Origin of the sequence: Eubacterium ramulus ATCC 29099 (assembly GCF_000469345.1) — a bacterium.
Lineage (GTDB): Bacteria > Bacillota > Clostridia > Lachnospirales > Lachnospiraceae > Eubacterium_I > Eubacterium_I ramulus.
Window position 1 is genome coordinate 25,882 of sequence record NZ_KI271175.1, and the last position, 24,031, is coordinate 49,912.

Sequence of the window (24,031 nt, forward strand, 5' to 3'; positions counted from 1 at the left end):
TGCTACCTCCGCTCCTGCATCTGTACAGAAGTATCCGTTTTTTTTCCGTTCTGCCTGCACAAAGCAATGACTTCCTCACAGGTAATGGTGTTATCAAAAGCCTTGCGGGAAATACGGTTGGCTGCCGTCGTATAATAGTTATTATTACAGAAAAATTCCTCCGGTACATCCAGAGATGTGATCTCATGATCAAAAAACAGTCCGCAGCGGTCAGAAACTTCTGCTGCAAACTCCACATCATGGGTTACCATGATAATAGTAATGCCCTGTTGTTTCAACTGTTTCAGAAGCATTCCAAGCTGCCGTTTGGACCAGGCATCAATGCCTTTCGTCGGCTCATCTAACAGAAGCAGTTTCGGCTGCAGCAGCAGAATTTTTCCAATGGCTGCTTTCTGCTGCTCGCCGCCGCTGAGATCGTACGGATGGCGGTCCAGCAGGTGTTCGATGTGCAGCGTCGCAGCAATCTCCTCTGTCTTTTGTGCCATCTGTTCTTTGCTGTATCCCATGGTTCTTCGCACTTCCGCATAATCTTCCCGCACAGTCATTTTTAAGAATACAGTCTGTGGGTTCTGTGGCAGAAATGCCAGTTTGTTCACATACAGCTCTTTTCCGGAATATTTCTGCAGACGCTTTCCAAATACCTCAATTTTGCCGCGGTACGGTTTGCAGGTTCCGGAGATGATTTTCAACAGTGTTGTCTTGCCTGCACCGTTTCCACCCAGAAGGCTGATAATCTCGCCCTGGCGTACGGACAGTGCTACTCCATCCAGCACATCCGGCAGATCCTTCGCATACCGGAAGCAGATATCCTTCATGCGCATGACAAACGGTGCATCCTCGGAAACAGTCTCATTCTTCCGTTCAAAATGACGGATTTCATTGCGGTAATTCTTTTCCAGAAACATCCGCCCGTCACGGACAGTCAACGGACACTCTTCCTCTTCCACATCCAGTCCATGATAAATCCGCAGGGCGCTTGGCATACCAACCAGCATCTTGTGATCTGAATTCAGTTTTTTCAGATCTTTACCGGCCTGCCGCGGCGACTCCATCAACAAGACTCTGCCCTGGTCCATGATCAGCGCCTGATCTGCCACCGGGAAAACATCCTCCAGACGATGCTCTGTCATAATGATGGTCAGACCAAGTTCCTTGTTGATTTTTCGCAGTGTATTGATAAAGTCAGAAGCTGCGATCGGATCCAACTGGCTTGTCGGTTCATCCAATATCAGCAGTTTTGGCTGCATGACCATGACAGCTGCAAGGTTCAGCAGCTGTTTCTGACCTCCGGAAAGTTCTGTGGTTTTTTTCCGGAACCAGTCATCAATTCCAAAAAAACATGCCATCTCTGCCACTCGACGACGAATGACCGGGGTCGGTACCCCCATATTTTCCAGCCCAAACGCAAGTTCATGCCAGACTTTATCTGTTACTGTCTGATTCTCCGGATTCTGTAAAACAAATCCAATCTCACAGGCAGCTTCCCGTTCCGTCAACGCTGCCTGTTCCACGCCGTGAAACCAGATGTTCCCAGAACGTTCTCCTGCCGGGGCAAGCTCTCGCTTCAGCAGTTTCAGCAACGTGGTCTTGCCACATCCGGATTCTCCGCAAACCACCACAAACGCTCCTTCCTGCACCTGAAAAGATACATTCTGAAGCGTCGGTTCTGGCTCAGCCGCATCCGGATTCTGCTTCGGATATGTAAAAGTCAGATTTTCGACTTTAAGTAACTCCATAACACTTTCTCCTTCAATTCCAAAATACCCGGAATACACATAAATATTAAAACACTTACATATCCGACAACAGCCAGATGGTCTGTTTTGATATCAGCTACATACGGATAATAATACATTTCAAAAGATCCTTTCAGGAAACAAAACAGTGTGATCACTGCCAGCACACCCATGATCCCCATTACAATGGCATCTCTGGTCTGAAACTTAAACAGTGTAAAACTGGTTCTTCCCGGCAGACCATATCCTCTTGCTTTCATTGAATCCGCCGTGTCAATGGAGTTTTCCATCGACCAGGCAAGCAGACTGTCAAAAACACGCATACCGCCGCCGATTTTGTCCGGAATACTGTCTGTGGCATAAAGTCCCATGGTCTTCTGAGCCTGATTGATCTTATGGATCTGCAGTTTAAACAGCGGAATAAACCGGAATACCATAGACAGGATCAGTCCCATCTTTGGAATGATTTTTCCAAACAGATACAGGAATTTGTCTGTAGTCAGAATTGTCGTATAACATTTACACCAGAGCAGCACGCCCACCAGCATACCGGCCGAAACTGTTCCATAGATCAGTGCTTCCAGCGTCACAGGATTATCATTCATAAAAAACAAAATGGTCTCACCGCTGTGAATAAATATCGGATTCATCACTGCCAGCATAAAAAACAGACAGAAGAAAAAAAACAATTCTTCTACAATTTTGCGAGGAGTATTTCGGATGCTGAACAACAGCATTCCGCCAATTATGGATGCCGCGATCACCACCGGATGCATGCTGACCATGGAAAATCCGACAGCCAGTGCATAGTACAGAAACTGTACGGCAGGATGATAACTTTCATACCCATTCATTTTGCATCCCCCTCTCCTGCTGATTCTTTCTCTGTGTCTTGTTTCTCAGAATCTGTTTTGTTTCCATTCTTTTTGTTTTTCTGATTTTTTATCTTTTCATAATAGTCGTCTCCGACATCTCTGCCAAGATCACAGGTATATACCCACTCGATCGTATCTTTGTCCTTCAGCTTATAAGCACTTGGTCCCTTCCCCGGGAAACTGCCGTTTACCTTATACATCCAGCCGGACAGTTCTCCACAGGAATAGTCCGTGACATGATTAATGCCGCGGATAAACACCGTGCTGTACTTGTTCGTGTCCGGACCGTTGTATTCCATGGAAATTTTGTTGTACTGGCAGGCGCGTTTCAAAATATCAAATGCCGTATCGCCTTTTCGCAGTACATAGGTCGTTTCCGGAAGAATGACACCATCGTTCGGAACATATTTTTCGTCCTTCAACTGTTTGTTTAGTTTTTCCCAGTTCTCAGGCTGACGCAGAGTATCACATTTGATACTGATCGTAACGGTCTCGGAATCTTCCTGAATATCCTCCATATGCGTCAGATAGTATTCGTCCACGGACTGAATTTTGGTTCCTCTTATCAGAACCAGTGCCAGTACCAGCATGATTCCGATCATTACAATATTTTTTTTCATGCCATCATCCTGTCCTTACCACTCGTCATCATCATCGTCGTCAAGCTGCGCATTCTGTGCCGACGCTTTTTTCTTTTTGCTCTCTTTTAATATCAGAACAAGGAAAATCACAACCACCACAACGATCACAACGGCAATACCAGCAGTCAGATATAAGGTTCTGTTGCTGACATCCGCCTCCACTTCCTCACTGCTGCGTGTATCTGTTGTATCTGTATCGCTCAGTGCCGGAAGCTTCTTGTCTGCTGCCGCAATGGCATCTGCAGAAACCGTCTGTGCATCTGTCATCTCGAACAGTCTCGTCTGTCCTTCCCAGAGACGGCGCACTGCCTCCAGACCGTAAAGCGTCTGATAACCGGCCATGTTATTGCCCTCAGTTTCTTTCTCATCGCTATCCAGGCTATGGATGATACCACCATCTGCCAGACAAAATGCCTGCATACCGTCGATGAGTGTTTTACCATTTTTTATAAAGGCACCATCCTGCTCCGGATCTCTGCCCCAGGATGCCAGCGCGATCATCGCCCATGCGGTACTCTCGGAAGTACGTTCATCGTAAGTCAGCATGCTTCCGTCATCTGCCTGCAGCTCGCTTAAGCGTGCAAACGCTTTCTCTGCCACCGCATCCACAGTGGATGTCTCTTCCTGCCCGGAAATGATTCCGGTATAAGTATATGTCTTGTCCTGTCCCCGATAAGGCGCCAATGCCGTCAGTACCATGGAAGTCAAATCCACATCAGAAGGGTCTGTCTTGATCAGTCCGAAACCGCCATCTGCCAGCTGTCGGGATAACAGTTCACTGATCAGTTTTTCTCTGGTCCACTCAGCGCCTTCCGGCTCCTGATAGTTCTTTGCGTCAATGGTCAACAGTGCCCAGATATAACCGTTGATCCCCTGATCCCCCGGGTCTCCCCAGCAGCTGTTGCTGTTCCATACGGTATCATGAATGAGATTGATGGGATTTCCATCCGGATCCGTACCGAAATTTTCCGGATCCCCACCACATGCAATGACAGTCAGTGCCATACGGTGAATATCGGAAATCCGTAATCTCATCATACTGTCTTCTTTGTTTGCATACACCGCCTCCACTGCATCCTGCAATCTGGCCAGGTATGCTGCCCGTTGTTCTTCCGTAGCACTTCCCATGCGCGCCACATCAAACGCAAACCAGTCACTGCCGGCGCTCCCGGCCTGATCACGCAGTTCTCCTGTCAGCAGTTCCTTCTCACCTTCCGAACTGCTCTTCCATGACACGATGCCTTCCTCCATCTGCTTTACATCCGGTAACCGATCTGCGGCCCATACCTGCCGCGGCATGGCAGTCAGCCAGACTGCCACAAGGAGCAGCAGGAGAAATCCTGCGCTCCACCTGTTTTTTGCTTTGTAGCCCTTTCTCATGTCTCTCTCCTCATATGATCTCATTCTATACCTTGTATCTCATATCAGACTTACGCCGGATGCTTCTCTTATCGCTTATTATCCATCCGCCCCGGGTCTGCTGTCTAATAATGAACCTGTGTTGCTTTTCGTTTTTTTGCTGCCTCAGCCAGTGCCACCGCAAAACCGATCGTCACAATGCCGCAGGTTGTAAATACGATCACCAGTACCGACAGAAGTGTCCGGTATGTTCCATCCTTTCCGGTCGTCTTTACCGCTGTACTGTCCTCTGCTGCCCCCTCATCCAGCTGACTGGCCAGCCAGTCCGGAAGTTGCGTATCTTCCACCGGAATCTGTGTCTGATCCTGCGCCTGTGCATCATGGGCTTCTTCCGGCAGCACTCCTTCTATCGTTCCTGCCACTTCCCCGGTCATATTCTGGCCGTTCTGTGCCAGATCACTGAGTCCGAACGTATTGCCTCCGTTTCGCAGGCTCTCCAGTGTCTCCTGATTTCCTTCTCCCGTTCCCGGCCGTGCATTTGCGCCATTCTGTGTCAATGCCGCATAGGCTGCTTCCGCATGCTCCAGCACCGACAGGTTCCGGATCTGTTTCTGCTCATCCAGCGTCAGTGCATCATACGCTGCCCTTGCTTCCTGAATCTGTGAACCGCTTGCGCTGCTCACCGCTCCAATACTGTCAATGAGCCGCGTTACACGATCAATGGCCGCTTTCGAATCATAGACTCTGATCAGCATTTCCAGTACATCATAATTTGTCACCAGTTCCTGCTGTTCACCGGTCAGGGCATTGTACATGTTAATGGCTGCCATGATGGCTGTTCCACTCTCCAGTGTGATACTCTCCACTCCGCCCAGCTCATGGATCTGCTGGATTACCGGCTGTACTACCACCAGATTCTGATATCTGCGGATTGCCTGCACCAGTACGTTATAATCCGTCACCAGTTTTTTCTGTATTTCCGTCAGTGTCTCATACTGCGCCTGAACAGCAAAAATCTGTTCTTTCTTCTCCAGCGTCACTTCTCCGATTCCGGCAATGGCTGCCACGACTTTTGAAGCTTTCAGCTGGTTATAGGTCTGCTCCGCCTGTATCAGTACTTCCGGATGTGAAACAATCGTTTTTATTTTTTCCGGGAGACTGTCATAGGCATAACGTGCTTTTTCAATTGCCTCTCCGCTGTCCTCGGTTACGCTTCCGATTGCATCGATCAGTTTATCCACCTCTGCCGCCAGTGCCAGATCTTCGTCTGTATAACTGTTTTCTGCTTCCAGAATCTCCCACTGTTTCTCAGCATCCAACAAGATCTGATATGCCGTTACCATACTTTTCTGTCTCTCCGTCAGACTGTCATATGCCGTTCTCGCAATCTGAATGGACATTTTGACATATGGTGTATAAATAACTTCACCGATATTCATTATATAGCTGTCCACCTGGGTTGCCGCTGCCATATCCAGCTGATGCTCATACTGCCATGCATCCGGAATCCGGTCAATCTTGCTTCTTGTCTCACTGCTGTGCCGTTCTACTTCCGCAATCGTATCTGCCAGCAGAATGTATTTCTTCGCATTGGCGATCAGAGACTGGATCTCGCTCTTTTCCTCATCCCGGTAGCTTTCCAGATCCACATAGTTTTCCAGCAGGTGGATAGCTTCCTCTTTCGCCTCCTGGAGTTTCCGCTCCTGTGCACCGGCAAGTGTCTCAATCGCTTTTAAGGCTGTCTGTGTTTCTGTTCGAATGGCATCTACTGCCTCCATATCCGCTGCCTGATGAATCCGGTCTGCTGCATCCGCCAGAATCTTCTGCACCTGTTTCCAGTTTTCTGCGGTGTAATCTGCTTCGCTGACACTGCTGTTCAGTGACGAGATAGAACCGGCCTGAAAATCTTCCAATGTCATTTCCCAGGCAAGGATGGGATAACCGTTCTGGAATCCGAGATAATCGTGGATATACTGGTTACCGCCTGCATTCAGATTGTTTAACATATCATCGCTTTTCAGTTCTTTTTCACTGACAAATTTACCGCAGGCAGAGAAATCACCGGAGCTTCCCACCAGAGTACGTCCAATATTGTCCGCACGCTTCAGTGCAAACAGAATCATCTCCTTACTTCCGGTGATCCTGCCAAACAGTGCACCCAGTGCCAGACCGGAATCCTTTGCATTGACAGTACCGGACGTATAGCACCGGTTAAATTCTGCGGTATCATTCAGCATAACTCCACAGATTCCTCCTGCATAGTAAAGTCCGGAAATATCTCCTGCATTATAGCTGGAACGACAGGATATATCCGATGTCAGAATACCACCGATCAGTCCGCCTGCCGCATGTGCAGACCAGACCGTTCCTTTATTCGTGCAAGCCTCGATCTGACAGCCGGTTCGTGCCACGCCCACAATACCTCCAGCGTAATACGTCAGACCACCCCGTCCTGCCGATACGATTTCTACTGTCGCTTCATTTGAGCAGTTGGTGATTTTTGCATTTGTACTGTATCCGGCTACACCCGCCACACCGGCGTCCAGTGTACGGATCCCGGTTACCGTAATGCTGACTTTGCTGTGACAGTCTGTGATTTGTGCCTTTGCATCACTGTTCTTCCCTGCCACATAACCCGCAATTCCTGCCACATAGGTAACTCTTCCACCGAGTTTGATATTACCGGATACCGTCAGATGGCTGACAGATGCTCCGGCTCCCCGGACAGCGCCGAACAGCCCTGTAAAATCACTTTCCACATCCTGATAGAGACCGCGGATTACATGTCCCTGCCCGTCAAAGGTTCCGGAAAACGTCTTATCCGCACTCTTTCCAATCGGTGTCCAGTATTTTCCACCGAGACTGATATCGTTACAGAGCACGGCATTCAGGCTTCCTTTTCCCTGGTTGACCTGATCTGCAAACCATGCCAGCTCATCACCGCTGGTGATCTGGTAAACTCCGTTTTCATCGGCCTTCGGCTCTGTCTTTGTCACACCATCCCAGGCTCCGGTCTCCGGAATCTGGTCGATGATGGCGTCGATCTCATTTTTCGCCTGCTCCAGCAGCTTGTTCAGTTCTGCCACTGTCTGTGCTTTCTGCAGGTCACTGATAAATCCATCCCGAACCAGTTTGATCTTGTGCATCCATACCACATCGTAAGTCTCAGACGCACGGTAATCTGTCAGTACCTGTACCGCATTGGCACGGACTTCTTCCAGTTTCTTATCTGCAGTAAATGATGCAATCTCATCTTCCAATGCATCTTTTCCGTCACGCACCAGAAGCCGCACATCATCCTCAGACTCTGCTGTCTCCAGTTTTTCTTTCCATGCTGTCAGCACATTCTCCAGCTGCAGCTTCTGGTCATCTGTCAGATCCGGATTTTCTTTCACCAGACGCTTGTGATACTCTTCCAGGGCGATAATACCATTGTCAATGGCATCCGCCAGATCCGTATCCTGTCCGACCCCCGGCTTGATGGCGGTCAGTTTTTCTCTTGCCTCCTCCATCATTTGATCCAGTTCCTCTTCAGACGCTGCCGCTGACAATTTTTCTTTGTATGTTTTGACCAGAGATTCAATCTTGACATAATTCTTGCCATATTTTTTCCGGTTGTTCTCTGTGAGCCAGCCACTCAGTTCCAACTGTGCCGCATCCATACGATCCAACAGTTCGGATGGCAGACTCTGCCATGCCAGTTTCGGATATCCTTTGTTCTCCGTATCATACGCATTGGAAGCGGTAAATGCGCTGCCGAGTTTTTCCAGCACCACTTCCCCTTTCATTTCAGCTTCTGTCACTTTCCGTGCTTCTCCGAGGATCTTCACTGCACGGTTATTAGTGGCTCCCACCACATTCGGTCCGTAACTGGAAGAACTGATGGCATATACCGTTCCATAACATCCGCTCAGCAGATAACCGATGATGCCGCCGTTTCTGGCCACACCACTGCTGATCGGCACGGAATAGGCCCGCTCAATCACCGGCATCGGAGGCAGTGCCTCCTGCTTCCAGTTCTCATATCCGGCTTCGCCCACGATACCGCCCATCTCACTTCCGGCAGTGGTTCCATAGCCACTGACCAGACCTAAGTTATAGACATCGTAAACCGCACATTCTTTTGCGGTACCATTGCTGTACATACCGGTGGTGGACACCCGTCCTGCCACACCGCCGATGATACCGTTACCCTTGACATCGCCGTAATTGGCACTCAGGTGTACTTCCGCTCCGGCTTTTACCGCTCCGGCAATACCGCCCACACAATAATATCCCTGCACATTGGCATGGTTGACACTGGTGGTTACTTCCGCATTGGCACCGGACACCAGACCCACGATACCACCTACATGGTTCTGCGCGATCACTACCGTGGTGGATATCTTTCCATAGTTTTCACACCGGGAGATCACGCCCTCGCTGATACCGGCGATACCGCCCGCATTTCGATACAGGGCATCTCCCTCCATGGTGGTTCTCGTATAGTTTACACAGTTTACGATACTTCCGTTTTTCAGATAACCGGCCACACCGCCGCTTCCGGAGTAAAACTGGTCGTTGGCCCCGTCGGTGGTATAGCTTGCATAGTTACTCATGACTTTTCCAAGCACTGTCAGGTTGCGGACACTTCCGCCGTCGATGACGCCAAACAGACCCGCATAGCGTTTTTCCGGCATATTCCCATTGATCTCCACATTCATGTACACAATTTTCTGTCCGTTTCCGTCAAAGGTTCCCTTGTACGGATGCTCCTGGCTGTCTCCGATGATCACCCATTTGTGGGAGGTATTATACTTATTCAGATAAATATAATCTTCCAGTCTCGCGTTGATCTCACCATTTCCGCTGTTGACCTGATCTGCAAACCAGGCAAGCTGCGCACCGTTATGGATCAGATAAGTACCGTCTTCATCCGTCTCCGGTACTTCCCTGCTGCTTCCGTCCCAGGGATTGGATACTCCCGCCGCCCGGACTTCCGTTTGAAACAGGGGCACAGAAGTAATGGTCATCGCCGCGATCATGATACATGCCACCAGGCACGTTCCTATTCTCTTCACTTTTGAAATCTTCTGTTTTTTCCTCATTGCTGTCTCCCGCTTCCTGTTCCCTATAAGAAATAAATATATTTCAACTGCAGTTTCTGTATCAGAGTTCCATTTGTGTAGATCCGCTTCCAAATTTTCTCCTTGAAGGCCATCATCTGCGCCTTCTGCTCCGGCGTCATCTCATTGCTGCTGTACACCGCTTCCTGACGGATATCTACAATATGATGATACTCCGCTGCGGTTTCTTCGTCAAACATCTTTGCGATCTGCTTCTCATACCGATACAGGGAAGTATTCCGGATATTCAGTCCTGCCGCCGCCAGAATATTCATCGTATATTCAAACATGGCTCTGACCGCCTCTCTGGCATCCTCCGAATCAAACTTCCGCTTCAGCACTTTGCTCTTGTGCCGCTGTACCAGCACCCAGATCAGGAATGCGATCATCACAAGGATCAGCAGACAGATACCGATCACCAGAAGGATCAGCAGAACCTGTACCCAGTCAATCTTCTCATCCGGTTCTTCTTCCTCCTGTTTCTCTTCCTCCTGCTGCTCCATATCCTGTTCATCCTGGGAACTTCCGCCGGACACGCCGCTGATATTCTGATAATCCTCCGCCTTGTTCATAATATCCAGATAGGACGGTGTCGTCTCAAACGGCAACCAGCCCACACCATCCTGATAATATTCTACCCAGGCATGTGCATGCGTATCATCCACCACATACGGTTCTCCGGCTGTCATCGCCTGTGCATCCTCCGGCGTGATCAGATATCCTTCCACATATCGTGCCGGGATTCCGTAATAACGAAACATCATCGTCGCTGCACTTGCAAAATGAACGGAATATCCTTTCTGCGAAATCTGCAGAAAATCAAAGATAAAATCATCTCCTGTCCAGCGCTCATCCAGCTGATTGCTATCCGTATAAGCCGATGTCAGAAGATACAGGATATTCTCCTTTGCCTCTGAATAGTCCACATGTTTCTCTCCCTCCGGAATCTTGGCTTCCCCGAGCAGAGAAGAAAGTGTGCGTTGGATCCGCTCCGGCATATCCAGGTAGGTGTGATATACAAATTCATTATAATAAGATTCCAGATTCTGATAATTTTTGCCTGCCTCATCCAGTGCGTCTGTATCCAGCAATGCTGTGGTATAGACCGGATATTTTGTAATCTGTGGCAGCAGTGCCTGGTATGTATATTGCCGCTGTCCCCGCAGTCCGTCTGCTATGATGGTGCTGTCTCCGATTTTCTGTTCGCCCAGTGCTGCCTGCACACCGGAATCTGCACTGCTATCCAGCTCATACGGCACATAATAGTATCTGGAGTTGCCACCGGTGTTTTTCACGGTTATGTTATTCTTCTGCGTCCGGTCTTCCTCACTGCCAAAAATCAAGGCCGCATCTGACAATGTCTCCTGTCCGTAAAAACCGTCCCGATGAAGCCAGTAAAATAAATCCCGGCTTTTCCAGAGTTTCACCGCATCCGTATCTTTCCAACCATCCCCGGTGTAATCACTTCCGATAAAGCCTCGCAGATAATAAGATTCCGGCTGGCTCATCGTCACCGTCAGCACTGCATCCCCCTTCGGCTGAAAGGAACCCAGTCCGGAAAAACTTCCGTCCGGAAGCACTTCATTACTGCCTCCGTAGCGAAGATCCCGGATTTTTTCCACGGTTGCTGCTTTCCAATCCGACAATACCGTCCCATCCTGTGGCACCAGTTTTCCTAATGTCAGACTGCCAGCTGCCAGAACGATAACTGCCAGAACAGCCAGTCCGATAACATTCTGCAATGCCGCCAGACGCTGTCTGCCTGCGGCAATCTGTTCTCCATGCCCCCGCATCCACACAGCGATCAGACAGCACAACACCGGGACAAAGCTGCGGATCTGCACCGGACCAATACCTGTCACCAGCTGCAAAACCAGCATACAGACAATCTGCATACCAAGCAGTATCCGGTTTCCACTGCGCACCAGATACCCGCCTGCCAGTGCCAGCAAAAGCATCACCCAGAACACTGCCAGATACCGTGCGGCAGAAGTGTCCACGGTCACAGCATAGGATGAAAACAGGTATGGAAACCGATGCCCCAGCATGTCAACTGCATGATTGCAGATCTGATGGATACCACTGAGCCACATCTGATGTGCCGCCAGGGCGATCACCGCCAGGGCACCACACCAGCTCAGAATTCCAAGCCATCGTCTTCCGGCACCATTCTCTGACCATCCACCGGCTGCCAGCTGCTGAAGCAGGGCTGCAGCCAGCGCCACCAGCAGACAGATTCCAATAGAGATATCAAGCTGCAGGGAACTCTCCAGCCAGAAAGTCATACCTGCCAGGTAGAGCCATACAAAGCAGACATCTGTCAGAAATGCTGTCAGCCGGTTTTTCCTTCCATTCTGCACCTGTACCGGGCGCAACAAAAACGCGCCTTTCTTTTTATTACTATTTCTGTTATTCTTCATAATCATTTATCTTTCCATGATGTCTCTTGCATCCATTACAATTTTCCCTATCTGATTTTTTTGCATTCTTCTCTAAATTTCAAGATACGACAGTGTCTCGGGCAGATTCTCCGGTGTTCCGCCCAAAATCGCAATGCCATCCTGCTGATCATACCCGGCTGCCTCTCCGGAACAGATCACTTCCGTCAGAATACACTGACTTGCCAATCCGCCCAGGCTCGCCTGATGCGCCTGTGAAAAAATCACCATATGTGCAAATTCCAGCTGTTCCCGGCTTTCCATATAATGATCGGCAACACTCATGCCATCTCTGCCCGGTACGGCCCCCAGCAATTCCGGCAGCAGTGCGTTCAAATCTTCCTCTGTTTCCACTTCCACACACTGAAAAGTATTTTCCTCGTGATTCTGCCAGCCGATGCTGTGAATAATCTGCTGACTCAACAGTTCCTGTGAGACAGAATACAATGCCTCTGCCAGTGCATCCAGACAATCCGCATCTGCTTCCTCTGTACCATATCCGGTCTCCAACAATAGAAGAATCGTATTCTGAATTGGCAGTCCATAATCCCGCACCATGAGATTGTCAAACTTCTCCGTCAGTTTCCAGTGGATCTGACGGATCCGGTCTCCGGGCTGATATTCACGGATCGCAAACGTCTCAGATGGATCGTAGCCCGCCTTTTTCATGGAATACTCATCACTATCCATATTTGTACTCTCTCCATAAGCAATCTGTGTCTCCAGAGAAAAACTCTCCGGCACCACCAGTGCAAATGCAGAAATCTCCCGGGATGGCACTGTCTTTACCGGAAACAGACCAAAGGAGTCATAACAGATCATTTTTTGAAGGGAAAGGCGTACCTTGCCCGCGTGTCGGCTCTTTAGCAGAAACTCTGTATCTGTATTGCTTCTGGACGGTGCTGCCATATGAATGGAGATCACCTCTTTCTCACCGGTCAAAAGATTCTCGCAGCTGACACGGCAAAGAATCCGGTCTGTGGGAAACAGGCTTTTATTTGTCAGCAGGATTTTCCCTGCAAATGCTGTGCCTTTCTCTCCATAAGCTGAAATTGTCAGTTCTGTTTCTAACCTTTTCGCAGCCCGGCGTACCGGAAGAGCCGCCAGCAACGGAACGATTACAGAAAGGAGCACCAGGAGATATCCTGCCATACTGTCAGTCGCCATACAAAAAATCACCGACATCAACAACCACAGTCCCCATAATACTCTGGACTTTTTCATAGTCTCCTCCTGTTACCGGCCCATATCCGGTGATTTTGTCTGCTTCATGACCTGTCTGAGAATATCATCCGCAGACAACTCAGAAACTCTTGCTTTCGGGTTCAAAATAATTCGATGGGCACACACATCGGTAAAAATCTGCTGTACATCTTCCGGAATGACATACGTTCTGCCTTCCAGATACGCATGTGCCTTTGCCATACGCACAATTGCCAGGGCACCTCGCGGACTGACTCCGAGACGGATCAGTTCATGCTCTCTGGTGGCTGTGGCCAGGGCAGTGACATATTCCAGAATGGAATCCTCCACATGGATATCACGCACTTCCTGCTGCATGGCAATGATATCTTCCCCTGAGATCACTTTGCTGATATGATCCAGCGGATTTACTTTCTGTCTGTCTCTGAGGATTTCCACCTGACTCTTGAAATCCGGATATCCCATCTGCAGACGGATCACGAATCGGTCCAGCTGAGCCTGCGGCAGCAGCTGTGTTCCCGCAGAACCAACCGGATTCTGAGTTGCAATCACTACAAACGGTTTTGGCAGCTGATGTGTCACACCATCCACGGTCACCTGTCCTTCTTCCATAACCTCCAACAACGCCGACTGGGTCTTACTGGACGTACGGTTGATTTCATCTGCCAGCAGGAGGTTGGTCATAACTACGCCCGGTTTGTAATCAAACCCGCCGGTTGCCTTGTTATACACGGAAAATCCAACGATATCCGACGGCACAACATCTGGTGTAAACTGCATACGCTGATACTGTACCCCCATGACCACAGAGCACGTCAGTGCCAGTGTGGTCTTACCGGTTCCCGGCACATCATCCAGAAGGATATGCCCCTCTGATAAGATTGCCATCAGCACACGCTCCACAACATTTCTTTTTCCGATAATTACTTTTTCAATCTCATTTATGATCGCATCTGTACGACTGTTCATTCTGTCTGCCTCCCTTATAAACCTGTTATTCTGTCATTATTTTTACAGATGTCCTGCGATCACCTGTGAAAAACATGATCCTCCTGTTTAATCATAGATACTTGAACTTGTATCCACTCCAATATCCTTACCCACACTCAGCGTGTAGATCAGATGGATTTCATCTCCGTCACGGATTGGCCGTGTTCCCATGGTCTGCGCAATATAATAGTGATTCAGCGTCACCATCCAGCCGGAACCAGCGGTAAAGTCTCGTTCTCCCAGACTGTTCGGATTCTTCGGACCTTCTGCAATATCATACCCCAGCATCTCCAGAAGTGACCGTTCCTCAGCAGAAATGCTCCATCCGTCTGTGATACCGGTCTTCATGACATGGCGCAGGAAATAGCTGTCCGCATCCGCCACACCGTCATGAATCGTACTGTAACCATGTGCTGCCAGACGATCTTCCACGATCTGTGCCACCGTCTGATCGGATTTCGCCGTAATTGTCTCATCGATCATAGTACCAAGTCCCAGCACCTCACCGGATACGATCACACGCACCCTTGCCTCTTCCGCCACCGGATTGTAAGTAACCGTCAGCGTCTTCTCTGCCGTGTATCCCTCATTGTCCACAGCTTTGATCACCACAGTATTCGGTCCTTCTGTCAGAACCAGATTGTACTCATATGTACCATCCGTCTCACGGCTGTGATAGTCCTGATATGCTCCGTTCAGATAGAGTGTAAAATTCTGATTTGCCTTTAACTCATTTCCGTTATAATCGAATACCTTGATCGGAATGATAAACGGATTCTTGTTTACTGTCTCATTTGTAACATCAGCACGGATGACCGGTGCCTTTCTCTGGTTTTCTGCAGGATCCAGTACCCGTTCATAGGTGACAGACCAGGTGTACCACTGTGGTTCCCCATCAGAATCCGTACAATATACTTTAATGTCGGTGCTTCTTGACGCATCCAGAGTAATTTGGATGTATCCGTCCGCTCCCGCCAGATCTGTGATATCCAGTGTACCGTAACGATTTGTCATCTGGATTTTGTCAATCTTCTCCACACCGGTTACCGTGGAATTGCGTACCCGGAAAGAAAAATCACCGGATGTGGAGGCATATTTCAGCTTCGTGATTCCCTTGAATACTTTATCGCCGATACCCGGATTGTTAGATATCTTCTCTGTCCGGATCGAACTTTCAAAGCTTATCATAAAGTTATCGATCTTATAATTCACTGTACAGGAAAGGGTCTTCTGCGTGTTGCCCCCTTCTCCGGCAGTTACTTTCAGTTGGTTATTTCCCAGTGTCAGACCCATCCGGTAGATACCGTCAGAATCTGCTTTCTGTATCTTGTTATTCAGACGCACCCGGGCTGCCACATCATTGATGACACCACCGGAAGCCTTTCTCGCCCGGACTTCGATCCAGAAAGAATCCTGCATCACCGTCAGTGCATCCTGATCATTGATGTACTCACCTGTCCTTGCATTTCTTACTACCAGTTCCACCTCGTTTTCCGGGTAGTAATAGATCGTATATATTTTAGTCGATGCATCAATCTGGTTATATTTACTGTCACGGAAACGCACTGTGACATAGACCGAGTTTGCACCTTCCTTTAACGTCAGCGAATCCCTGCTCCTGCAGATCCGCCCGCTTCCATTCAAATTCACTGTCATGCTGACCAATGTCAGCTGTTTTCCTTTTTCGGTCAGATCCACGGTAAACGGATACTCCGGATCTGTCACCTCATCTCCGTCCTTCAGGCTTGTGGTAAATAACGCCGCAGACTGTGACGGATTCAATGTGGTCTGCTGACCACCATCGGATGGAATTCCGGAATTGCCCCCGGTAGTTCCATCGCCTGAACCATTGCCCTGATCATCGCCCGGCTGATCGGAACTTCCGTTTCCACTGCCGCCGCTCTGGTTTTTCTGGATCAGATTCATCAGACTGCCTGGAATATCGGCAGCCACTGCGTTCTGGATATTCGGATCGCTTATATTCTGATCCGGATTCTGTGTATCCTGATTCTGTTGCTGCTCCTGCTGAGGAGTATCCTGATTTTGTTCCTGTTTCTCTTCTTCCTGTTGCTGTTCTTCCTGTTCTGCCTGATTGGCGGAATCACCTGCATTAATATTTGCATTTTCGATATTCGCCAGCTGATCCATGTCCATATCCAGCGTAGAGGAAAGCAGATACATCCGTGATGCATCCGCACGGTTCCTGTCCATGGGATTTTCCGGGGCTGTCTTTCCAAAAGAAATCATCAGCGCCAGAACCAGAGCCACAATTCCGGCTCCCGCCAGTGCTCCTCTTATTTTCTTTTTATTTTTTCTGTTTCTACTTCCCGGTCTGTTCATGAAATTCCCCTGTTTTTTTGACAAAAGCAGGTTTGTTCCGGTTGCAAAGTCCGAAACAAACCTGTTTTTTACTTCCTTGTGTCCATCTAAATGATGTGTATGCAATAATTGTCAGATAATTATTCGCAATCTGCCCACGCTACTTGCTTATTCACGTTAGAATCTGACTGCTCCTCCAACTACATTCCATACACCGTATGCATTTCTTACAGTTCCTGTATACCCAAAGTTGATGGCACCGTTCTCTACATACCACCAGCCACAGTTGCTGTCGTATACCAGTCCTGTGTAACCGAAGTTGATCGCACCGTTCTCTACATACCACCAGCCACAGTTACTGTCGTATACCAGTCCTGTGTAACCGAAGTTGATCGCACTGTTCTCTACATACCACCAGCCATAGTTGCTGTCATATACCAGTCCTGTGCGTACAAATGTGATCGTGCTGTTCTCCACATACCACCAGCCATATTCGTTTGCTGTCAGCCCTGTGAACGCAAATGTGATGGTTCCATTCTCTACATACCACCAGCCACAGTTCTTGTCATTGTACAGACCTGTGTAGCCAAAATTGATATTGCCATTCTCTACATACCACCAGCCATAGTTGCTGTCATATACCAGTCCTGTGTAGCCATAGTCGATGGTTCCACCAACTACATACCACCAGCCATACTCACACTCAGCGAGCCCTGTATAATCAAAATCTACCGCACCGTCTTTGATGTACCACCAGCCGCATACACTGTCATTGTACAGACCTGTGTACTCAGCATCTACTTTACCGGCTTTGACATAACGCCATCCGTAAACAGCATCATTGTAAAGTCCGTTATAAGTAGTATCTACTTCGCCTTCTTTTACATAGTAGATACCGTCTTCTCTCTCCTGAAGACCTGTGAACTCTCTTGCTTTGTCTCTGGTTGTTACATGTGCAGTCAGGTCAACCGGAGCTGTGCTCTCATTGCCGTCCGTGAAATACAGACCTTTGATCGCTACTTCTACCGGATCATCTACATATTTTAATACTTTAAATTTTAATGCAAACGTTGCTTCCGAGAAGGTAGTATCTTTTGCAGATGTCAGGTAAGAGAAATTTCCTCCCGCAGTGGATACCATCGCTTTCTCCGGAAGATCTTTTTTCTCAAGTCCCTCAAATTCCAGTACAGTTTCATCGTAGTTTCCTTTTAATTTACCAAGAAAACCTCTCAGCTTCTGCTCCGTTTTTACAGTTACCGGGATTTCCACTGTTTCCCCGATATAAGCACTGACATCTCCTGTTGAGCAGTCTACTTTGTAACTTGCTGCTGCCTTTGCATCTACAGTTCCGCCTGCTGCAAACATTACTGCTGCTGCCATGACGGTTGCGCCAAGCAATGCTGTCAATTTCTTTCTGACTTTCATGATTCTTCTCCTTTTCTTTTTTGGTGCCTTTTGTTTTATGATGTGCGTGTCAAAAGTTAATTTTGCTACTTACATCATTTTATAACGCTGCGGTAATCTGATCCATCAGAATCGCCGCATCCGTCATATCTACTACATGATCCCCGTTCAGATCTCCCATAGTCTGATCTACGCTCCTGCCCGCAGTAAGGGCATCCAGTATCCACGACAGATCCGTCATATCGATTTTTCCGTCCTGATTCAGATCTCCCGGAGTCGGTGTTACGGGATCCGGCGGATTATCTCCACCGGTATATGCTGCGATATCAAGCTGCGCCCCATTGCTGAAACGCTGTGCATAACTCATTTCGTATAGATACAGGGTGCATTCCTCTTTTCCCAGCCCCGGAATGGTCACCACCTGGTCTCCTGCATGGATCGCAATACGCTGTCCCTGGGACTTCACCTCATTGGCAGCCGGAATATCAGCATACGCCCCACGGTAGGCCGGCAGGTAATACAGATACCCGTCAATCTTCGCATGGATCCGGAGTGTCACGGAATCTGCGGTACGATTCGTCACATTCTCCCGGTCAATGGTAAATTCCGGCCAGTCATTGTTCCGGTACAGATTTATATAATAGCTGCGTGTAGTCACACCATCCTCTGCTGTCACTGTAATGCAGATACGCGCCGGATCTGTCTCAGATAACGGCCGCACTTTGTAGCGGGCACGGATCTGATCATCAAAAGCTGCCGTGGCCGGTGTGATTTCCTGTCCTGAACGGACCCCATCCACACCATATACTGCTGTCACTTTAACCGTCGCCTTGCTGTCTGCTGCTACCGGCCAGATATAATACGGTTCTCTGTCCTTTCCACTTCCGAAAAGTGAAGAATTGTACTCCGTGATATCCGGCTGGAATGCGGGTTCCATTTCCATCTCAAATACATTCACGATAGTGGAAAAACTGACCTGCAGCTGACTGAGACTGGTGTCACTGCTCTTCGTATGAATCGAAAACCGGTACGTTCTGGTCTGTCCCTCTCTGCCAAGCATTACGGAAAGTTCTGCTTTGCCGTCCACCAGCCGGATCTTCTGCTCTGCTCCTTCCTTACCGTTCACCGTCACAAGCGTTCCATCAGACACTTCAAACTTCATAGTAACCTCAGAAGTTCCTGCATCCAGGATCACCGTATGGTTTTCTGCCTGCCCGTCAAACGCTCCGCCATCATCAACGACGGCATTTCCGTCTGAAATGATAACATTTTCCAGATACAGGGAGGAAGATTTGATGGCATACATCCAACCGGATTCATACCGGACATACAGATTGCCATTTTTATCTGCCAGCACGGTACCGCTGCCGTTTCCATAGACCTCGCTCTGCTGATAAAGCAGCCCGCTGCCCTCGCCCGGGCTGGTAAGCCCTGCTTTATCTTTCAGCAGATAGATACTTCCATTTGTACTGTCTGTCGTAAAATATACGTAGACATATCCGGTCTGTTCTTCATAAGCTGTGGTCAGTGTACCGCTTCCTTTCGGGAATCCGCTGACATTCATCTGGTAAGCCAGGCTCAGTGTACCGTCTTTTCCGATATCCACCACATTCAGATGATACGGACTGTGAATTGTGCCATACGAATCCTTACCGGCACTTCCCACATAAAGTCTTCCCTGATATATCAGAGGGGTTCCACAGATTGTGTCATCCAGTCTGATCTGCTGTGCATGCTCTGTATCCGGCAATCCGTCCTCTGTCAGTGGATATGCACATACATATCCGTTCTCTGTGGAAAAATAGATGCTGCCGGATGCATAACTGATGGCACTGGAAGGTGCTCCCAATTCGGTGGAAAGTGTGAGCGTCTGTACGGTTTCTCCGGTTTTCTTATTCAGGCAGTACAGACTGCCGGAACGGCCGCAGGCGTACAGATATGTTTCACCGGTATAAACACCGCTGCGGTAATAACCGCCGCTGTCATACTTCCGCCAGATTGGTGTCTTGTCCTCATCCTTCTGATCCACATTTTCATCTGCTGCGTTCAGACAGACAAGATTGCCATCTGCAAATCCTGCATACAGATATCCGGAATCATATCGGAGTGCGGTCGCTGTATTTCCTCCGATGACATCCGTATAAAGCCACAGCGATTCCAGATCTTTTGCTCGGAATGCCTGAATTCTTCCGTTCACCAGCGGAACAAAAATCATACCGTCCGCATACAGCGGTTTTGTAAAAGCACTGTTGCCTTTGCCCCGCATCTTTACGGACTTCACGGTCTCCCCGGTGTTCCGGTCCAGATAATACAGATATTGTCCCTGGAAACTGCAGATGTACTGCTCGACCAGGATACCATCGCTGATGCTGTTGGTATAATCCCCGTATGTACCATACTGTTTTTTCCATTTTACTTCTGCACCGGAAAGAGATTCCGGTGTCTGGGCTTCCAGGATGTTCTGATTGTCCTCCGTCTTCCAGTAGCTGCCCCATTCTGCGTTCAGCTGTTCCTGCTGACTGTCTGAGCCTTTTTTTAATGTAATCTGTTTTGTTTCACTATCCTTCACCTTAAAGGTTCCGGACTGTGACTGATAGCCCGGTGCCGATATCGTATAGGAATAAGCGGCACCTTTGATCAGTTCAAATGTTCCATTTTTCGGATCGATCTTCACTTTATCCGCATCATAGATGGAAACAACGGCATCCGCCGGTTCTGTATGTACGGATACATAGCAGATCTCATCCACATAAACGGTCACCACATATTCATAAGGTGATGACAGTGTTCCGTCTCCAGCCTGCAATACCAGCCGGATCTGACCATCGGTACGGTCTGCGATATCCACCGTATACGCACCATCCTCCGCTGCTTCTCCGTTTACGGTCAGACAGGTACTTGTCTTCTCCGCTCCGGTCATAGACAGATGGATCTGCTTTCTGCTGGACGGAACATGGAGGGAATACTGAAATGTCCGTTTGTCAAATGCCGGTGTGTATGCCAGCTTTGTTCCTTCATCATCTGTCAGTGTAAAGCCGCCCAGATACGTGCCACGCACCACCTGAATATGATAGTTCTCCTGATTCTCTCCGTCTTTCACTTCGATAACCAGATCCTTCGGCTCAATATTGTAAGCTTTCAGAAGTCTTCCGGTGGAAGCACTGGTCAGGGATGTCACTTCATCCGACGGCAGATTCACTGCCACTTCCTGTCCGGAAGTCACGTCTGTGAATCTGGCTGTGATCTGTGCATTCTGCGCATCATCCCGCAGCTGTGGTCTGACAAATACCACATTGGTGCTCTCCGGCACCCGCAGGGTATATTCCCGCACACCCTCCGTTGCTTCCGTCAGTTCATAACGGTTGCTTCCGGAACTGTTCTGCATAAATACCATACTTTCCAGCATCGGCTCCTGTACGGTCACAAGTACCCGGCAGGTGGCAGTATAAGTTCCAACCTTTACTGTAATGACGGCTGTGCCGCCTTCGCCCTCCGGTGCTGTCACTGTGGCTGTCTTTCCATCCTGGGTTACCTGCACTACATCTGTGTCATCGGAACTCCAGATAACATCCGGCTGTTCTGTGGTATTCTCCGGCAGGAAAGATACCGTCAGGGTCTTACTTTCCCCGGTCTTCATCACCAGACTTGTTTTGCTGAGACGGATCCCCTCCATCACAACCTGTCCTGTCTGGCTGCTCACCGCCGCCTGCATGGGCTGTGGAAGGATGGCCGAAATGACAAGGAACAGTGTCAGCAGCCATGCTAGCCTTTTTGTAGTTTTCTTCTGTCTCCCTGTCATTTGGTTCTCCTCTCAGTCTGTTCTAAAATTGCTGTCGTCTTTTCCGAATCAATTGGCTGCGTCAATTGTTCAGATATTCTGGATGTTTATTTCTCGGTCAGCGTATCTAATAAAACAGAAACATCTGTCATATCAACAACACCGTCGCCATTGATATCACCGGTGGATAAGGATACAGATTCATTCTCTGTAATCTTGTCCAGTAATACGGCTACGTCTGTCAGATCTACGACATCGTCTTTGTTGACATCACCAAGTGTCCAGAGTCCCTTCAGAGATACGCTGCGGATTCTGGATGCTTTTCCATCTTCCTGTTTCAGAAGCATGTATACGTTATAGCCTGCTTTTGTCAGGCCTGTCAGTTCTAACGTATTCTCACCGGCAACAACATCTACAACCTTGCCCTCTTTTACGATGGTTTCTGCGTCCGGGGCTGCTTTATCAGCTTCCTGTGCCAGATAGTACAATGTACCTGCTTTGTTTGCTGTAACAGCTACTTTTGCTGCATTATCTGTACGTTCAACAACTGCATTCTCACCTAATGTCAAGGTTGGCAGTGCATCATTCGTATACAGAGTAATCAGATAATCCCTGCTTTGTGTTCCGTCTGCAGAAGTAACGGTAAGTTTTATCGCAGCTGTAGTGGCAACTCCTGCCCCATATTCAGCAAACTCTACTTCGACAAATGTTTCTCCTTTATAGTTTGTACGAATATTCAGCTCAGTTCCTTCCGGCAATGTACCACCGTTATAATCATCAATTCCACTTACGGCTGTTGCCTTAATTGTATCTGTGCTATTATTCTTAACAAACCATACATAACCGCTCATAATCTCCTTTGCAGAACTATATCCTGCAAGATAATCTGTCTTTACTGGATTGAATTCCGGATCCATCACATAGTTCTTGCCCATTCCATTATTTGGACTAGTATATACATACATATTGCTCAATGTCGGGCCACGGTAAATAGCAAAATTGTAAACTCTGGTATCTTCACCATTTACAAGTGTAACTTCTACATTTGTATTGTCTCCGGTTAAGGTAATATCCTGTTTTGCACCTTGAACACCATTAATGCGTACTTCTGTGCCCTCATTCGCAGTCAGATTTAATGTTACTTTTTCCGTACCCTGATCCACATTAAACCAGTGCTCTGCCACGCTGCCTGCAAAGTTTTTTCCGCCATCAAGCACTGCATTGCCACCAATCATTTCAATATTTTTCAAGTATGCATTGGAACGTTTCAATGCCATCTGCCATGCGGAATCATTTTTCAGGTAGATTGTTCCGTCGCTGTCCGCTACCGCACTTGCGATACAATACTGCTCATGGCTCGGCGTATACAATAATCCACTCTCCGGATCAGCCTCTGTCATGCCCGGTTTATCTTTTACCATGTACAGGGAACCTTTTGCACTGTTTACCAGGAAGTATACATATACATATCCTGTCTCATCCTCGTAACCGTTGATGATCAGTCCGGATGTCTGGCAGTAACCAAAATCAGTCTTGGTCGGAACCAGATAAGCTTTACTCATGGCACCGTTCTCCGGGTTGATATCTGCTACCAGGATAGATGCGCCGTCCTCGCCAAAGGCACTTCCACCAGAGATACCGATGTAGAGACGGTTGTTGTAGATGGCCGGTGTACAGGTACTTGCACCACCAAAGTATAACGGCTCGATCAGGTTCTCCAAATCCACCTTGCCATCTGCTGTCAGGTTATAAGAGTAGAGATATCCGCTCTGTGTAGAGAAATAGATTCTTCCATTGTAATAGGAAACATCACTTCTTACTTTATCAGCCTTTGTCTGAATACGCTGTACTGTCACACCAGTATTTTTATCCATAACCATCAGTGCACCGCCGGCGTCTACTGAGAATACATAGTTGTCATTCGTCCATGCGCCTGCCCACCAGTAACCTGCGGTACTGTAATTGGTCCATAATGCAGTCTTCATCTCTGTCTGATCAGACGGATCTTCATCTGTCGCTGTCAGACACACGAAATCACCCTGCTGGAATCCCACATAAATCCTTCCGTTGTCATAACGGATCGGGCTGTTACAGGAACCTTTTCTTCCTTTGTAGCACCAGAGAGACTCCAATGTAGAAGCATTAAAGCATTGGATACCGCCGCCCAGCGGAACGAAGATCAT

Annotated in this window: 12 protein-coding genes; all 12 read right to left on the reverse strand. The window is 48.4% G+C overall.

Annotation, left to right across the window (positions count from 1 at the left end; genetic code table 11):
• Positions 1-2: 2 nt before the first annotated feature.
• Positions 3-1,736 carry an ABC transporter ATP-binding protein gene (locus HMPREF0373_RS13225; protein ID WP_021740258.1) on the reverse strand — a complete coding sequence of 578 codons (1,734 nt, stop codon included), beginning with the start codon at positions 1,734-1,736 and terminating at the stop codon, positions 3-5.
• Positions 1,709-2,590, reverse strand: coding sequence for an energy-coupling factor transporter transmembrane component T (locus HMPREF0373_RS13230; RefSeq protein ID WP_021740259.1), 882 nt, complete (start codon positions 2,588-2,590; stop codon positions 1,709-1,711). The genes HMPREF0373_RS13225 and HMPREF0373_RS13230 overlap by 28 nt, the downstream gene beginning before the upstream one ends.
• Complete coding sequence (locus HMPREF0373_RS13235; RefSeq protein WP_021740260.1) at positions 2,587-3,231, reverse strand: DUF4430 domain-containing protein; 645 nt, start codon at positions 3,229-3,231, stop codon at positions 2,587-2,589. The genes HMPREF0373_RS13230 and HMPREF0373_RS13235 overlap by 4 nt, the downstream gene beginning before the upstream one ends.
• A gap of 15 nt (positions 3,232-3,246) precedes the next feature.
• Entirely contained in the window at positions 3,247-4,632 is a 1,386-nt protein-coding gene (locus HMPREF0373_RS13240) for a prenyltransferase/squalene oxidase repeat-containing protein (RefSeq protein WP_044964465.1), read from the reverse strand.
• Positions 4,633-4,736: 104 nt separating this feature from the next.
• On the reverse strand, positions 4,737-9,698 hold the full coding sequence (locus HMPREF0373_RS13245; RefSeq protein WP_044964468.1) for a GumC domain-containing protein: 4,962 nt from the start codon (positions 9,696-9,698) through the stop codon (positions 4,737-4,739).
• Between the two features lie 23 nt (positions 9,699-9,721).
• Entirely contained in the window at positions 9,722-12,136 is a 2,415-nt protein-coding gene (locus HMPREF0373_RS13250; protein ID WP_167618700.1) for a transglutaminase-like domain-containing protein, read from the reverse strand.
• Between the two features lie 72 nt (positions 12,137-12,208).
• The gene (locus HMPREF0373_RS13255; protein ID WP_021740264.1) at positions 12,209-13,378 is read right to left on the reverse strand and encodes a DUF58 domain-containing protein; all 1,170 of its coding nucleotides are present in this window, start codon (positions 13,376-13,378) and stop codon (positions 12,209-12,211) included.
• A gap of 12 nt (positions 13,379-13,390) precedes the next feature.
• A complete protein-coding gene (locus HMPREF0373_RS13260; RefSeq protein ID WP_021740265.1) occupies positions 13,391-14,326 on the reverse strand; it encodes an AAA family ATPase in 936 nt (311 codons plus the stop codon).
• A gap of 87 nt (positions 14,327-14,413) precedes the next feature.
• Complete coding sequence (locus HMPREF0373_RS13265) at positions 14,414-16,687, reverse strand: hypothetical protein (protein ID WP_147597898.1); 2,274 nt, start codon at positions 16,685-16,687, stop codon at positions 14,414-14,416.
• A 156-nt stretch (positions 16,688-16,843) separates the two neighbouring features.
• Entirely contained in the window at positions 16,844-18,091 is a 1,248-nt protein-coding gene (locus HMPREF0373_RS13270; protein ID WP_021740267.1) for a cohesin domain-containing protein, read from the reverse strand.
• 79 nt (positions 18,092-18,170) lie between these two features.
• Positions 18,171-21,869, reverse strand: a complete 3,699-nt coding sequence (locus HMPREF0373_RS13275; protein WP_021740268.1) for a cadherin-like beta sandwich domain-containing protein — start codon at positions 21,867-21,869, stop codon at positions 18,171-18,173.
• A gap of 86 nt (positions 21,870-21,955) precedes the next feature.
• The coding region (locus tag HMPREF0373_RS17055; protein WP_021740269.1) for a cadherin-like beta sandwich domain-containing protein at positions 21,956-24,031 on the reverse strand (2,076 nt) is incomplete at its 5' end.

Coding starts and splice junctions, on each gene's coding strand:
- HMPREF0373_RS13245 (WP_044964468.1), bottom strand. CDS start 9,698: ATGAGGAAAAAACAGAAGATTTCAAAAGTGAAGAGAATAGGAACGTGC.
- HMPREF0373_RS13270 (WP_021740267.1), bottom strand. CDS start 18,091: ATGAAAGTCAGAAAGAAATTGACAGCATTGCTTGGCGCAACCGTCATG.
- HMPREF0373_RS13275 (WP_021740268.1), bottom strand. CDS start 21,869: ATGACAGGGAGACAGAAGAAAACTACAAAAAGGCTAGCATGGCTGCTG.
- HMPREF0373_RS13240 (WP_044964465.1), bottom strand. CDS start 4,632: ATGAGAAAGGGCTACAAAGCAAAAAACAGGTGGAGCGCAGGATTTCTC.
- HMPREF0373_RS13230 (WP_021740259.1), bottom strand. CDS start 2,590: ATGAATGGGTATGAAAGTTATCATCCTGCCGTACAGTTTCTGTACTAT.
- HMPREF0373_RS13250 (WP_167618700.1), bottom strand. CDS start 12,136: ATGAAGAATAACAGAAATAGTAATAAAAAGAAAGGCGCGTTTTTGTTG.
- HMPREF0373_RS13255 (WP_021740264.1), bottom strand. CDS start 13,378: ATGAAAAAGTCCAGAGTATTATGGGGACTGTGGTTGTTGATGTCGGTG.
- HMPREF0373_RS13235 (WP_021740260.1), bottom strand. CDS start 3,231: ATGAAAAAAAATATTGTAATGATCGGAATCATGCTGGTACTGGCACTG.
- HMPREF0373_RS13225 (WP_021740258.1), bottom strand. CDS start 1,736: ATGGAGTTACTTAAAGTCGAAAATCTGACTTTTACATATCCGAAGCAG.
- HMPREF0373_RS13260 (WP_021740265.1), bottom strand. CDS start 14,326: ATGAACAGTCGTACAGATGCGATCATAAATGAGATTGAAAAAGTAATT.
- HMPREF0373_RS13265 (WP_147597898.1), bottom strand. CDS start 16,687: ATGAACAGACCGGGAAGTAGAAACAGAAAAAATAAAAAGAAAATAAGA.